Source organism: Sulfitobacter sp. 1A15106, from assembly GCF_043556995.1.
Taxonomy (GTDB): Bacteria; Pseudomonadota; Alphaproteobacteria; order Rhodobacterales; family Rhodobacteraceae; genus Sulfitobacter; species Sulfitobacter faviae.
Genome location: NZ_JBIFFM010000003.1, coordinates 1 through 14,407, shown reverse-complemented (window position 1 = coordinate 14,407; position 14,407 = coordinate 1). Strand labels below are relative to the sequence as shown.

The window sequence follows — 14,407 nt, the reverse complement described above, 5'->3', positions numbered from 1 at the left end:
CGCGGCGTCGCGCCCTCTGGCATTTCCGAGTGAAATCGTCGAAATAGGGCGCATGACGCTGAACCCCGCCTCCACCGAGACGCCCCACCTGCGCCGCGCCCGCGACGGGCTGCGCGCGCTATCGGGCGTTGCCCTGACCGTGGCCCTCTTCTGCGCGCTGCCGATGCTGGCGGTGCTGATTGCCGCCCTCAGCGGCGGGACGGAGACGGTGCAGCACCTGATCGACACGGTGCTGGGGCGCTACACGGTGACGACATTGCTCTTGGTGCTGCTGGTCTCTCTGGGCACCTTCGCCATCGGTGTGGGGGCCGCGTGGCTGGTCACGATGACGCGTTTTCCGGGGGCGAAGTTTCTGGAGATTGCGCTGGTGCTGCCGCTGGCTTTCCCGGCCTATGTGCTGGCCTACGCCTATACCCATGTGCTCGACCATCCCGGCATCGTGCAGACAGTGTTGCGCGACGTCACCGGCTGGGGGCCGCGCGATTACTGGTTCCCCGAAATCCGCTCGCTCGGCGGGGCGGCGGCGATGCTGGTGCTGGTACTCTACCCTTACGTCTACCTTCTGGCACGTGCGGCCTTCCTGCAGCAAAGCGGGACGACCTTTCTCGCCGCCCGCGCGCTCGGCTCCAGCGCATGGGCCGCGTTTTTCAAGGTCAGCCTGCCGCTGGCCCGACCCGCTATCGCGGGCGGCGTGCTGCTGGCGGTGATGGAGACCATCGCCGATTTCGGCACCGTCGCTTATTTCGGCGTACAGACCTTTGCCACAGGCATCTACACCAGCTGGTTTTCGATGTTCGACCGCGCCGCGGCGGCGCAATTGGCGCTTTGCCTGCTGAGCTTCGCCCTGCTGCTGGCGATGCTGGAGCGCGCACAGCGGGGCAAGGCCAAGTATCACGACCCCGCGCGCCGGACCCAGTCCGCGCCGCCGGCCGAGTTGAAGGGCTGGCAGGCCGCGGCGGCGATCGTGCTTTGCGGGGTGCCGGTGCTCTTCGGGGCGGTGCTGCCGGTGGTGATCCTCGTGACCATGGGGCTCGACAGTGAGCAAAGCCTGTTCAGCCCGCGCTACCTCGGTTTCATGCGCAATTCGGTGACGCTTGCGGGGGTCGCGGCGGTGCTGACGGTGCTGGCGGCGATCAGCGTGGGGTTCTACCGGCGGCTGCGCCCGGGACGGGTCTCGCAGGGTGCGGCCTATGTGGCGCGGCTTGGCTACGCGGTGCCGGGCGGGGTGATCGCGGTGGGTCTGCTGGTGCCTTTCGCGGCCTTCGACAATGCGCTCGACGCCTGGATGCGCGAGACCTTCGACATTTCCACCGGGCTTCTGATCACCGGGTCGATCTGGCTGTTGGTGCTGGCCTATCTGGTGCGCTTCCTCGCTGCGGCGCTTGGCGCCTACGAGGGCGGGCAGTCCATGGTGCATGCCAATATGGATGCCGCTGCGCGCTCGCTGGGGCAGACGCCTCTGGGTACGTTGCGCCGGGTGCATCTGCCGATCCTCGCGCCGAGCCTGTTGACCGCGCTGTTGATCGTCTTCGTCGACGTGATGAAGGAACTGCCCGCGACGCTGATCATGCGGCCGTTCAACTATGACACGCTGGCGGTGCAGGCGTATCGCTTGGCCAGTGATGAGCGGCTCAATGGGGCCGCGGTGCCGAGCTTGGTGATCGTGGCGATGGGGTTGCTGCCGGTGATCCTGATCTGCCGACAGGTGGGGCGTCAGCGGTAGATAGCGAGGGCCAGCGCCTGCCCGTGGGGTGGCGATGCAGACGTGGCTTCGTGCCACTTTATGGCTCAACCGTGATGTGCGTTCGCGAGGTTGCACTTAGCCTCACCAAATCGCCTCCCCGTCGCACCAGAGGTGCGCCGTTATTGATCGGCACGCCTTTGGCGTGACGGGACGGGCAGGCGATGGCCCGGCGCCTGCGGCTTGATTCCGGGCCGTCTGGCGATGAGGGCAGCGCCCTCCCTGGGGGGCGATGATCGGCCTGCTTTCTGCATTGTCATTGCCAAGGGCGCAGGCGCTGCGTCATGGGCCAGCGTTGCAAAATCGCCCTCCGGGGGGAGGGAGGGCGATGCCCGGCGTGCCGCCGGGCGGGGCGTTCGATGCAGGCTTTGTCCAACAAAAAAAGGCGGGCCCGAAAGCCCGCCTCCTGCGCGATGTCGTGCTGATTATTCCCAGCCGACCGAGTTAAAGATCTTCTGCGCGGTGCCGATGTTCTCGGCCACGTCCGACAGGTTCACGTCGTCGGCCTTGAACTCACCCAACTGCTTCACGCTATCGGCCAGTTCCACGCCTTCCACGGTGGGGAACTCGTCGTTGCCCGCCGAGAAGTAGACCTGCGCCTGATCCGAGGCGAGATACTCAAGGAATTTCACTGCGTTCTCACGGTTCGGCGCGTTCTTGGCCACACCGCCGCCCGAGAGGTTCATATGCGCGCCGTTGCCTTCCTGATCCGGCCAGATCACGCCGATCTTGCCGATATCGGCGCTGACGCCATCGACATCGGTGCGGATCGCACGGGCGAAGTAGTAGCTGTTGGAGACCGCGATGTCGCACTCACCAGAAACGATGCCGCGCAGCTGGTCGGTGTCGCCGCCCTGCGGTGCACGCGCCATGTTGTCGACCACGCCCTGCGCCCATTCGGTCGCGGCTTCTTCGCCCTCATGGGTCACGATGGAGGCCAGCAGGGTCTGGTTGTAGGTGTTGGTCGAGGACCGGATGCAGACCTGACCTTTGTACGCCGGATCGGCAAGGTCCATGTAGGTCTCGGGCGGGTTGTCCATCGTCTCTTTGTTGAAGAAGATGATCCGCGCGCGCTGCGACAGGCCGAACCACTGGTTGTCGTCGTCTTGCAGGTTCGAGGGGATGCGCTCTTCCAGCGTCTCGCTCTCAACAGCTTGCAGCAGGCCCAAGTCCTTGGCGCGCTTGAGGCGGCTTGTGTCCACGGTCAGCAGGACGTCGGCGGGGGAATTCGCGCCTTCGGCTTCCATGCGGGCCAGCAGTTCGTCGGCCTTGCCTTCGATGCGGTTGATGGTGATGCCGGTCGCTTCGGTAAAGTCGGAGTAGAGCCGCTCATCGGTGTCGTAGTGACGCGAAGAGTAGAGGTTCAACTCGCCATCGGCCAGCGCAGGAAGGGCCAGCGCCATCAGCGCGGCGGCGGCAGTCGATGTTTTGCAGAAGGTCATATCAGGGTCCTGTTCCATTGGGATAACTTGACTGAAACAGTAAGAAACAGATTTCACCTCTTCCTGCAACCAATTCCGAGAGATTTGGTCGGAAAGCCCCCGGCCAAGCCGGGCCGGGGGCTGCGCGGTCAGTCTTTGCTGCCGATCTTGTCTTGGGTCTTGGTGTCGAAATCGCTGGCGTCGTGACGCTCATGCAATTGCAACGACAGGTCATCGCCGAAGGCGCGGTTGACCATACGGCCTCGGGTCACGGCAGGGCGCGCGTCGATGGCCTCAGCCCAACGCATCACGTTCTTGTAAGAGGTCACATCGAGGAATTCCGCCGCGGAGTAGAGCCTGCCGAGAACCAACTGCCCATACCAGCTCCAGATCGCCATATCGGCGATGGAGTATTCATCTGCGAAATATTCGTGCTCGGCCAGATGTTTGTCCATCACGTCAAGTTGGCGCTTGGTCTCCATCGCGAAACGGTTGATGGGGTATTCGAACTTCTCGGGCGCATAGGCATAGAAATGGCCGAAGCCGCCGCCGAGGTAGGGCGCGCTGCCCATCTGCCAGAAGAGCCACGACAGCGCCTCGGTCCGGCGGGCGGGGTCTTGGGGCAGGAAGGCGCCGAACTTCTCGGCAAGATAAAGCAGGATCGCGCCCGATTCGAAGACCCGCTGTGGCGTGTCGCCGGAACGGTCCATCAACGCGGGGATTTTCGAATTGGGGTTCACCTCGACAAAGCCGGAGCCGAACTGATCGCCCTCGGAAATATCGATCAACCACGCGTCATATTCCGCCGCTTTGTGGCCCGCCGCCAGCAGCTCTTCGAACATCACCGTGACTTTGACCCCGTTGGGCGTGGCGAGGGAGTAAAGCTGAAAGGGATGCTCTCCAACGGGCAGTTCCTTGTCATGGGTCGCACCAGCGATGGGCCGGTTGGTGCTGGCGAATTTGCCGCCGCTCTCTGATTCCCATTTCCAAACCTTGGGGGGCGTATATTCGGGGGTGTCCGACATGATGGTCTTCCTTGTTATTCAAGCCTGCCTTGAAGGTGGGGTTTTGCGCCGGGGTTGCAAGCAGATAGGCGCAACGAAAAAAGCCGCCCCCGAAGGAGCGGCCTTTAAATCGAATAGCTGCGAAGCTCAGCCCTGACGGGCTTTGAACCGGCGCTGCGTCTTGTTGATGACGTAAACGCGGCCTTTGCGACGCACAACACGGCAATCGCGATGCCGATTCTTGAGCGAGCGGAGCGAATTGCGAACCTTCATGGTCGTCTCCTCATGTCGTGGCGCGGGCCAGCGCCTGGGTTGCGGGCAACCCGCCAAGGGCGGGTCGATGAATAAATGGTGGGCGATACTGGGATCGAACCAGTGACCCCTTCGATGTCAACGAAGTGCTCTACCGCTGAGCTAATCACCCACTTTTCAGCGTTTCCGTATCGGCCCCAAAACTAAATGGGGCGCGAAATTTCGCGCCGTTGGGGTCCTATAAAAGGAGTCGGCGGCGGGATCAAGGGCTTTTGGCGCGGAATAAACACGCTATGTTCGACTTAGAGGAATTTATTATGCCGATGACCGCTTACGAAGTACTGCATCCGGACCGAAACCGCTCTTGCGTGGTTTTTGCATCGCCCCATTCGGGGCGGGATTATGCGGCGTCTTTCCTGCGGCGGTCGGTTTTGGACGAACATGCGATCCGTTCGTCCGAAGATGCCTTTGTTGATCTCTTGTTCGACTGCGCACCGCTGCATGGCGCTTCTTTTATCAAAGCCGGGGCCCCGCGGGCCTATATCGACCTCAATCGCGCGCCGGAGGAGTTGGATCCGTCGGTCATCGAAGGCATTCCGCGGCAGGGGCATAACCCGCGCGTGGCCTCGGGGCTGGGGGTGATTCCCCGCGTGGTGGCCAATGGCCGGGCGATTTATCGCGGCAAACTGACCCAAGAAGAGGCGCAGTTGCGAATCGACAGCTACTGGCGGCCCTATCACGCGAAATTGCAGGAGTTGCTGAGCGGGGCGCATCGCCGCCATGGCCAAGCGGTGCTGGTCGATTGCCATTCCATGCCGCATGAGGCGATGGACGGCGTGGCGCGCGGTGGGATGCGTCGGCCAGATGTCGTGCTGGGGGATCGTTTTGGCGCGGCAGCGGGGGGCGAGGTGGTCGACCGGATCGAAGCGGCCTTCGTCGACGCGGGGTTCGTGGTGACGCGCAATTCGCCCTTCGCGGGGGCCTATATCACTCAAGCCTATGGCCGCCCGTCCCGGGGGCAGCATGCGGTGCAGGTGGAAATCGACCGCGCGCTTTACATGAACGAGCGGTTGATTCGCCCCAATGGCGCTTTCGAGGCGGTACAGGCGGCGTTGCAACGCGTCGTGGCCGAGGTGGCGCAGATCGGGCAGGAGCGGCTTCCGCTCGCCGCGGAGTAGGCTCAGCGCAGCGCGCGGCCTTTGACGATGGCCTTTTCACCAAAACGGCTGCGGATGCTATCGGCGGCGCGTTCCGCGCGGCTGCGTTGTGCCGCGCCGGGGTCGAGCAGATCGCCCGCCATATCCGCCCCCTCGGCGCCCGACAGTTCGGAGAGGCCCACGCCAATCAGCCGGTAGGCGCTTTGGTGATCGACCTGATCAAAGAGGGCGCGGGCGGTGCGGTAAATCCGGTCGGCCAATTGGGTCGGATCATGCAGCGACAGGCGGCGTGACAGCACAGTGTGATCGGCGCGTTTGAGCTTGAGCGTCACCACCCGGCCCGCCATCTCTTTCGCCTTGGCGCGGTCCGCCACCTTTTCCGCCAAGCGCCAGATATGGCCGTCCAGTATCTCCGCGTCGCCCGTATCGTCAGAGAATGTCGTCTCGTTGCTGATCGACTTCACCGGGCGGTGGCGCGAGACGCGGCGGGTGTCTTGGCCCCGCGCCAGATGCCACAGCCGATCCCCCATACTGCCAAAGCGCGCGATGAGGTCGGTCTGCTCCCACCGCAAGAGATCAGAAAAGCTGCGGATGCCGGCCTTTTCCAGCGCGGTCTGGGTGGCGGCACCGACGCCCCAGATCATGCCCACGGGTTTGTCGCGCAGAAAGTCCGCCGTTTCCCCCGCGCCGATGACGGAAAACCCATGCGGTTTGTCGAGGTCCGAGGCGACTTTGGCCAGAAACTTGTTGTGGCTCAGCCCGATGGAGCCGGTCAGCCCCAGTTCGGTTTTCATCCGCCGCACCAGCCGCGCCAGCATCATCGCCGGGGGCTGGCCGTGCAGCCGCGCGGTGCCGGTCATGTCCAGAAAGGCTTCGTCCAGCGACAGCGGCTCGATGGCCGGGGTTATCTCTTCCATCATGGCACGGATCGCACGGGAGGCTTCGACATAGACCTCCATCCGCGGCTTGATGATCACCGCCTCGGGGCAGAGCTTGAGCGCCTGAAACATCGGCATGGCCGAGCGCACGCCGCGAATGCGCGCGACATAGCAAGCGGTCGACACGACCCCGCGCCGTCCCCCGCCGATGATGACGGGTTTGCCCGCGAGTTCGGGATTGTCCCGTTTTTCGACCGAGGCATAGAAGGCGTCGCAATCCATATGGGCGATGGAAAGGTCAAAGAGTTCCGGGTGGGACAGCACGCGCGGGCTGCCGCAGCGCGGACAGCGCCGCGCCGGCGGGATTTCAGTCAGACAATCGCGACAGAGGGTAGCCATGGGTACACCGGGAGGGCAGGGTTCGGGCGACGATTCTAAACAGATCGCGAGGGATTGAACATGGTCTTTGATGGCGCAAAGCTCGCGCTCTACCTTGGGGAGAAGCTGGCCGTGATCCTGCGCGACGATCTGCCGGGCCTGCTCTTTGCCGATCACTGGGATTTGCCCGGCGGGGGCCGCGAGGGGGATGAGACCCCGCTGGCCTGCGCGCTGCGCGAATGCCGCGAAGAACTGGGGATCGTGGTACCTGAAGATGCCGTGATCTGGGAGGGCAGCTTTGACGAGAGCGGGCGGATCAAATGGTTCTTCGTCGCGCGCTTGCCTGCGGAGGCAGAGGCCCAGATTGTCTTTGGCGACGAGGGGCAGCGCTGGCGCTTGATGACCGTGGCGGAGTTTCTCAACCATCCCCGCGCGGTGCCCGCCTTTCAGGACCGCTTGCGGGTCTATCTTGCGGACACGAAGGTTTCGGGCAAATAAAGGCCCCCCGCCTGCGTGAGCGGGGGGAGGTGACGAACATCAGGAAGAACCAGTTCGTCGGGGAGTATCACCTGGGTTCAACATAACATATGGGGCCGTTTTCGCCTAACGTTGATGAAAGCGCTCGCGCGCATGTTAGCGCGCTGTGGTCGATTTGCTACAGGCGGGGGCGAGCCCGTTGTTAACCTTCGGAAATTTCTTGGAGCACGGCGCGGGCGGCGGCGGCGGGGTCTTCAGCCTGCCAGATCGGGCGGCCTACCACGATGTGATCGGCCCCGTCCGTGATGGCCTGCCACGGAGTGGCGACGCGTTTCTGGTCGCCCAATGCGGCCCCTTGGGGGCGCACGCCGGGGGTGACGATCAGTTTGCCGCCCGCTTCGGGCAGGGCGCGGATCGCGGCGGCTTCTTGGGGGGAGGCGATGACCCCATCCGCGCCCGCGTCCAGCGCCCGGCCCGCCCGGGTCAGCACCAGATCACCCAGATCGCCCGGCTGGATGAGCGCGGCGTCAAGATCGGCACGGTCCAGTGAGGTGAGGATGGTGACGGCGAGGATTTTCATATCGGTGCCCGCGGCCCCCTGTTTGGCCGCGGCCACCACATGCGGGTCGCCGTGGACGGTCAGGAAATCCAGATCGAACTGCGCAAGGCCCCGCACCGCCGCCTCGACGGTGGCGCCGATGTCGAAAAGTTTCATATCAAGGAAGATGCGCTTGCCATGCTCTTTCTTCAGCTCATTGGCCAAGGCCAAGCCGCCGCCGGTCAGCATCCCCAGACCGATTTTGTAAAAGCCCACGGCATCACCGAGCTTTTCGGCCAGTTCCAGCCCCGCGACCGCATGGGGAACATCAAGGGCGACAATCAGACGGTCATCAGACATGCGAGGGCTCCTGCCAAATTTCAAACCGCTTTGACCTACGCCGCGGCGCGGGGCAAGTCCATCATTCATGCGGGGAGGGCGCAAAAAAGAGGCCCGAACGCCGCTGAGCGGGTCCGGGCCAAGTGATCAGAGACTTAGCAGGCAGGCACTGGTCTCTGGTTTGCGGAACGCCACATCGGGACAGATGAGGTGGCGGCAGGTCCGCGGGCAGCCGCGCGGCAGGCAGGCGCCGCGCGGAAGGGGGTCAAGCCGCGTCGCGACCGGGGAGGTGCATGACCTCTTCCAGCCAACGCAGTGGGTCGAAGCTGCGGCGTCCGGCCCGCTGTGCGGGGACGTGGCGCAGAACTTCGGAACTCAGGCCACGCTTTTGTGCGTGGCGACGAAGCGCCTGACGGGACAGCCCGTCGGCGGCATCGTGGTATGACATGGTGATCGGGGCATCAATGGCGCAGGCGTAACGGCGCAGCTGCTCCCCGTCTTGGACGGTCACCAGCGCTTCGAAACACTGAGTGGCCGCATTATAGGTGACATCTGTCAACTGGATCGGGCGCGTCTGCATCGTTTCACCTCTTGCGTTCTTCTGAACCTTGGCAGGCTGCTTTGTCCTGCTCTCCTCTGCTGGGTAAACGCGAGAGGTGGCAAAATGGTTTCATTATGGTTACAGCTTCTGTGGATAAAGGTTAACAATGTATTTATATCAGTAACATAGGGATGTATTTTATGTCTCAAAGTTGCCGTATTTTTGCCTTATTGGCTGATTTTTTCCTATTGGCGGCGCCGCTCTCGGCGGTATTTTGCATCTGGATGGTCTTGAACCGGCAACACCGCTTCCCAAATTGATACCGAGGCTCAGACCGCCGCGTGCCACATATCGGGCGCGGCATTTTGGAGCGCTTGTAGAAAAGGAGAGACCCATGGACTTGAGCAAGTTCACGGAAAGATCGCGCGGCTTCATTCAGGCGGCGCAAACCATTGCAACACGGGAAAGCCACCAACGGTTGGCCCCGGAACATGTCCTCAAGGCACTGTTGGACGACGACCAAGGACTTGCGCGGAATCTGATCGCCGCGTCGGGCGGCGACGGTGCGCGCGTGGTGCAGGCGCTTGACCTGGCGCTTGGCAAGATCCCTAAAGTCACCGGCGATGCAGGGCAGGTCTATCTGGACGGCACCACCGCCAAGGTGCTGGCCGAGGCTGAAGCGATTGCCAAGAAAGCAGGCGATAGTTTCGTCACTGTCGAGCGCATTCTGACCGCGCTGTGCATGGTGAAATCCGGCGCGAAGACGGCGCTGGAAGCGGGGCAGGTGACCGCCCAAAGGCTGAACGCCGCCATCAATGATGTGCGCAAGGGCCGCAAGGCCGACAGCGCCACTGCCGAAGACAACTATGAGGCGCTGGAGAAGTACAGCCTCGACCTGACCGCGCGGGCCGAAGAGGGCAAGATCGACCCGATCATTGGCCGGGACGAAGAGATCCGCCGCGCCATGCAGGTGCTGAGCCGCCGCACCAAGAACAACCCGGTGCTCATTGGTGAGCCGGGGGTTGGTAAGACCGCCATCGCCGAAGGTTTGGCGTTGCGCATCGTGCATGGTGACGTGCCTGAATCCCTGCGCAACAAGCGTCTGCTCGCGCTCGACATGGGGGCGCTGATCGCTGGCGCGAAATACCGGGGTGAGTTCGAAGAGCGTTTGAAAGCCGTGCTGACCGAGGTGACCGAAGCCGCGGGCGAGGTGATCCTCTTCATCGACGAGATGCACACGCTGGTCGGTGCCGGTAAGGCCGATGGCGCGATGGATGCGTCGAACCTGCTGAAGCCTGCGCTGGCGCGGGGTGAGCTGCACTGTGTCGGTGCCACCACGCTCGAAGAGTACCGCAAATATGTCGAGAAGGACGCGGCGCTTGCGCGGCGGTTCCAGCCGGTGATCGTACAGGAGCCGACGGTCGAAGATACCGTGTCGATCCTGCGCGGCATTAAAGAGAAGTATGAGCTGCATCACGGCGTGCGCATCAGCGACACCGCGCTGGTCGCGGCGGCGACGCTCAGCCATCGCTACATCACCGACCGTTTCCTGCCCGACAAGGCGATCGACCTGATGGATGAGGCGGCGAGCCGTCTGCGGATGGAGGTCGACAGCAAGCCTGAAGAACTGGATGCGCTGGACCGTCAGATCCTTCAGCTTCAGATCGAGGCGGAGGCGCTGAAGAAGGAAGACGATGCCGCGTCCAAGGATCGGCTGGAGGCTTTGCAAAAAGACCTCAGCGATCTGCAGGACCGCAGCGCCGAGATGACGGCGCAGTGGCAGGCCGAGCGTGACAAGCTGGCCGGGGCGCGTGATATCAAGGAGAAGCTCGACCAAGCGCGGGCCGAACTCGATATCGCGAAACGCGAAGGCAATCTCGCGCGCGCGGGCGAGCTATCCTATGGCGTGATCCCGCAGTTGGAACGCGACCTTGAAGCCGCCGAAGGCCGTGAGGATGACATGATGGTCGAAGAGGCCGTGCGCCCCGACCAGATCGCCTCCGTCGTCGAGCGTTGGACAGGCATCCCGGCGGGCAAGATGCTTGAGGGTGAGCGCGACAAGCTGCTGCGGATGGAAGGGCAGTTGCATGACCGCGTGATCGGGCAGAACGCTGCCGTGAAGGCCGTGGCCAATGCCGTGCGCCGGGCGCGTGCGGGGCTCAACGATGAGAACCGACCCTTGGGCAGCTTCCTCTTCCTCGGGCCGACCGGTGTGGGCAAGACCGAGCTGACCAAGGCTGTGGCCGAGTTCCTCTTTGACGATGACAATGCGATGGTGCGCATCGACATGTCCGAGTTCATGGAGAAACACGCCGTGGCCCGTCTGATCGGTGCCCCTCCGGGCTATGTCGGTTACGACGAGGGCGGTGTGCTGACCGAAGCGGTGCGGCGTCGGCCCTATCAGGTCGTGCTCTTCGATGAGGTCGAAAAGGCGCATCCCGATGTCTTCAACGTGCTTTTGCAGGTGCTCGACGATGGTGTGCTGACAGATGGTCAGGGCCGCACGGTTGACTTTAAACAGACGCTGATCGTGCTGACTTCCAACCTCGGGGCGCAGGCGCTGAGCCAACTGCCCGAGGGCGGCGATATGGCGGCGGCCAAGCGTGACGTGATGGATGCGGTCCGGGCGCATTTCCGGCCCGAGTTCCTGAACCGTCTAGACGAGACGATCATCTTTGACCGTCTGGGCCGCAAGGACATGGACGGGATCGTCGATATTCAGATGGCGCGGCTGCTCAAGCGACTTGCGGGGCGGAAGATCACGCTCGATCTGGATGAGGCCGCGCGCAAGTGGTTGGCGGATGAGGGCTATGACCCGGTCTTCGGGGCGCGCCCCTTGAAGCGGGTGATCCAGCGTACCGTGCAGGACCCACTGGCCGAGATGCTCTTGGCCGGGGATGTGAGGGACGGCGACACCGTGACCGTCCGCGCCGGGGCCGATGGCTTGATCATCGGCGATCAGGTGGCCGCGTCGAACCGGCCCAAGCCGGATGACGCTACGGTGCACTAAACCTTAAGAGATGAAGAGAAGGGCCGGGTTTTCCGGCCCTTCTTGCGACCGGAGACAGAAACCTTTCGCCCGTTGGCAGGCCGGGCATCGCCCTCTCTCCCGCCCGAGGGCGATGCCCTTTTCACTCTTCCCCAATCGCTTCCTTCACAATCTCATCGAGCAGGCTCTGCACCCCCTGCATCGCGCCATCGGGAAAGGCGCGGTAGCCGATGGTCACCTCTTCACTCTCGGGCAGTTGCATGACGAATATGTCGTAGGGGCAAAAGCCGATGTTCATAACGTCCGCCTCCATCACCTTGCGCGACAGCGCGGCCGAGCAAAAGCTGAACACCTCCGCCGCCTCGAACAGCACCACGTCAGAGCCGACATCGGCGCGGGTGCGGTCGAGCATCTCACCGACGTGGCTGACGTTCTCGGGGATGAGCCCTTGGTTCAGGATCGCGTTCTCCACCCCGAAAGTCACATCGCCAAAGCTCTGGTCGGTGGTATAGGTGACCATCTCACCCGCTTGGGCGGCGCTGGCCCAGATCAGACCGGCGGCGAAAAGAAAACGGATCATGGCGGCACTCCTTTGAATAACGGCGCCTGACATTCCGGTGTGCTGGCTGAAATCCGGGCGAAAGGATTTGGTATGGCTTCCGGCGGGCGCTAACTTTGCATGAGTATAGTAGGGAGCGCTGAAATGGCCAATCGCTGGATCAATCGACTGACGGACCGTGACGTGACCGATGAGGCGCAATACCTCAACCGGCGGCAGATCATGGGCGGTGCGATGGCGGGGCTGGGTCTTGCCGGGCTGGGGCAGGGGGCCGCGGCCCAAGAGGGGCTGACCCCGAATGACTACGAAGACATCACCCAATACAACAATTACTACGAGTTCGGCACCGGCAAGGACGATCCCGCGAAATACGCAGGCGCGCTGACGACCGCCCCTTGGACCGTGACCATCGCGGGCATGGTCGACAAGCCCGGCGACTACGCTTTCGAGGATATCATGAAGGCGATGACCATCGAAGAGCGCATTTACCGGCTGCGCTGTGTCGAGGCGTGGTCGATGGTGGTGCCGTGGAATGGGTTCGAACTGGCCGATCTGCTCAATATGGCCGGGGTGCAATCCGGCGCGAAATACGTGGCCTTCGAGACCGCCTACCGCCCCGAAGAGATGCCGGGCCTGCGTTTCCCCGTGCTCGACTGGCCCTATGTCGAAGGGCTGCGGCTGGATGAGGCGATGCACCCGCTGACGATCATGGCCATCGGCATCTATGGCAAGGACATCCCAAACCAGAACGGCGCACCGCTGCGGTTGGTCGTGCCGTGGAAATACGGGTATAAATCCATCAAATCCGTGGTGCGGATCACCCTGATAGACAAGCAGCCGCCCACCAGTTGGAACAAGGCCGCGCCGCGAGAATATGGTTTTTACAGCAACGTGAACCCCAAGGTCAGCCATCCGCGTTGGTCGCAGGCCGATGAGCGCCCCATCGGCGGCGGGCTCTTCGCACGGCGCCAGCCGACGCTGATGTTCAACGGCTACGAAGAAGAGGTGGCGTCGCTTTACGAGGGTATGGACCTGACGGCGAACTTCTGATGTCTGCCGCGATATATATGCCCCGTCCTTTGGCTCAAGCACCGTTCTCTGGCGTGGCCGCAACATGGCGCGCCTGACCGATGCCCTGAACAGGGCCGCCCGCCGCACCCCGGTCTGGGCAGTTTATCTCCTGCTGGCCCTGGCCATCCCGTGGTTCTTTTACCAAGGACTCACCGGCGGGCTGGGGCGCGATCCGGTAAAGGGGCTCGAACACCTCTATGGTCTCTGGGCGCTGCGCCTGCTGATCGCCGGTCTGGCGATCACCCCGCTGCGCCGGGTATTTGGGGTGAACCTGCTGCGCTTTCGCCGGGCGATCGGTGTGATGACCTTCGTCTATGCGCTGGCGCATCTGGCGGTCTGGGCGCTGCTCGACGTGCAAGGGCTGTCGCGTATCTGGGCGGATGTTCTCAAACGGCCCTATATCACCATCGGCATGGCTGGGTTCCTCTGCCTTGTGCCGCTGGCGGCCACATCCAACAATTGGTCGCTGCGGAAGCTGGGGGCGCGTTGGCGCAAGCTCCACCGGCTGACCTATGTGGCAGCGCTCTTGGCAGCCCTACATTTCCTATGGCTGGCGAAAGGGTTTCAGCTGGAGCCGTTGGTCTATGCCGGCCTTGTCGCGGGGCTTTTGATCTATCGGCTGCCGTTAAGGGGCCTTTGGCAGAAAGGCCCGCGGGGATGGGCGACTCGGAAGGGGCAACAGGGGTCATGATTCACGCGTCTGAAACGCGCGATTCCGGGCTGTGGCATGTGGATAACTGATGGCGTTAACATAACGGCGGCAGATCACGGGGGTTTAGGTTAACCTCTGCAGTGTCTCGCATGCCATAAATCACTGTTTTGAAGGGCTTTTATAAGGCTTTCACAAAAACTGCACAAAACTTCAAAAAACGGCTTGCGGCTTTGCCCCACTAACCTTAGAACCCCCTCTACCGGCGGCGCTGAGACGCACCGCTGGGGCGCCAGACGGGGCGGACGGCAGCGGATACGCGGTGGTTCGGATCACGAGGCGGATAAGAATTCGAGGTATTAGAGGCGGGGCGCGCCAAGAAGTTAGGGCGCATCTCAGTTTCTTTTGTCTCA

General features: G+C 62.9%; 13 protein-coding genes and 1 tRNA gene. 6 read left to right on the top strand and 8 right to left on the bottom strand.

The genetic code is table 11. The annotated features are described in order from the left end of the window. Positions 1–52 precede the first annotated feature (52 nt). Positions 53–1,723, top strand: a complete 1,671-nt coding sequence (locus tag ACGYKA_RS04980) for an iron ABC transporter permease (RefSeq protein ID WP_136720266.1) — start codon at positions 53–55, stop codon at positions 1,721–1,723. A gap of 443 nt (positions 1,724–2,166) precedes the next feature. Here the strand turns inward: ACGYKA_RS04980 and ACGYKA_RS04975 are convergent, their stop codons facing one another. From ACGYKA_RS04975 to ACGYKA_RS04960, 4 genes are all read right to left on the bottom strand, one after another. Next, positions 2,167–3,183, bottom strand: a complete 1,017-nt coding sequence (locus ACGYKA_RS04975; protein ID WP_067264182.1) for a Fe(3+) ABC transporter substrate-binding protein — start codon at positions 3,181–3,183, stop codon at positions 2,167–2,169. Between the two features lie 128 nt (positions 3,184–3,311). Further along, positions 3,312–4,187 carry a glutathione-dependent disulfide-bond oxidoreductase gene (yghU, locus tag ACGYKA_RS04970; RefSeq protein ID WP_394408753.1) on the bottom strand — a complete coding sequence of 292 codons (876 nt, stop codon included), beginning with the start codon at positions 4,185–4,187 and terminating at the stop codon, positions 3,312–3,314. A 126-nt stretch (positions 4,188–4,313) separates the two neighbouring features. Further along, a complete protein-coding gene (gene ykgO, locus ACGYKA_RS04965; protein ID WP_005850168.1) occupies positions 4,314–4,439 on the bottom strand; it encodes a type B 50S ribosomal protein L36 in 126 nt (41 codons plus the stop codon). Positions 4,440–4,515: 76 nt separating this feature from the next. Then, positions 4,516–4,590 (bottom strand) — tRNA-Val (locus ACGYKA_RS04960). A gap of 145 nt (positions 4,591–4,735) precedes the next feature. On the opposite strand from ACGYKA_RS04960, the gene ACGYKA_RS04955 reads away from it, so the two are divergent. Further along, a complete protein-coding gene (locus tag ACGYKA_RS04955) occupies positions 4,736–5,596 on the top strand; it encodes an N-formylglutamate amidohydrolase (protein WP_209218410.1) in 861 nt (286 codons plus the stop codon). A 2-nt stretch (positions 5,597–5,598) separates the two neighbouring features. On the opposite strand, the gene ACGYKA_RS04950 is transcribed toward ACGYKA_RS04955, so the two are convergent. After that, positions 5,599–6,852 carry a DNA polymerase IV gene (locus ACGYKA_RS04950; RefSeq protein WP_394408756.1) on the bottom strand — a complete coding sequence of 418 codons (1,254 nt, stop codon included), beginning with the start codon at positions 6,850–6,852 and terminating at the stop codon, positions 5,599–5,601. A gap of 60 nt (positions 6,853–6,912) precedes the next feature. On the opposite strand from ACGYKA_RS04950, the gene ACGYKA_RS04945 reads away from it, so the two are divergent. Next, positions 6,913–7,329, top strand: coding sequence for an NUDIX hydrolase (locus tag ACGYKA_RS04945; protein ID WP_394408759.1), 417 nt, complete (start codon positions 6,913–6,915; stop codon positions 7,327–7,329). Positions 7,330–7,510: 181 nt separating this feature from the next. Here ACGYKA_RS04945 and pyrF read toward each other — a convergent pair whose 3' ends face one another. After that, a complete protein-coding gene (gene pyrF / locus ACGYKA_RS04940; RefSeq protein ID WP_394408762.1) occupies positions 7,511–8,206 on the bottom strand; it encodes an orotidine-5'-phosphate decarboxylase in 696 nt (231 codons plus the stop codon). Positions 8,207–8,450: 244 nt separating this feature from the next. After that, complete coding sequence (locus tag ACGYKA_RS04935) at positions 8,451–8,765, bottom strand: orotidine 5-phosphate decarboxylase (protein WP_067265831.1); 315 nt, start codon at positions 8,763–8,765, stop codon at positions 8,451–8,453. Between the two features lie 355 nt (positions 8,766–9,120). Between ACGYKA_RS04935 and clpB the strand changes: the two genes are divergently transcribed. Beyond that, positions 9,121–11,736 carry an ATP-dependent chaperone ClpB gene (gene clpB / locus ACGYKA_RS04930; protein WP_394408765.1) on the top strand — a complete coding sequence of 872 codons (2,616 nt, stop codon included), beginning with the start codon at positions 9,121–9,123 and terminating at the stop codon, positions 11,734–11,736. Between the two features lie 121 nt (positions 11,737–11,857). Here the strand turns inward: clpB and ACGYKA_RS04925 are convergent, their stop codons facing one another. Further along, positions 11,858–12,295 (bottom strand): DUF302 domain-containing protein, encoded by a 438-nt coding sequence (locus ACGYKA_RS04925; protein ID WP_394408768.1) that lies wholly within the window; start codon positions 12,293–12,295, stop codon positions 11,858–11,860. 123 nt (positions 12,296–12,418) lie between these two features. On the opposite strand from ACGYKA_RS04925, the gene msrP reads away from it, so the two are divergent. Together msrP and msrQ are read left to right on the top strand one after the other, a co-directional pair. Continuing rightward, on the top strand, positions 12,419–13,324 hold the full coding sequence (msrP, locus tag ACGYKA_RS04920; protein WP_394408771.1) for a protein-methionine-sulfoxide reductase catalytic subunit MsrP: 906 nt from the start codon (positions 12,419–12,421) through the stop codon (positions 13,322–13,324). A 64-nt stretch (positions 13,325–13,388) separates the two neighbouring features. Next, positions 13,389–14,036: a protein-methionine-sulfoxide reductase heme-binding subunit MsrQ gene (gene msrQ / locus ACGYKA_RS04915; protein WP_394408773.1), complete on the top strand. Its 648-nt coding sequence runs from the start codon at positions 13,389–13,391 to the stop codon at positions 14,034–14,036. The last annotated feature ends 371 nt before the right edge of the window (positions 14,037–14,407 follow it).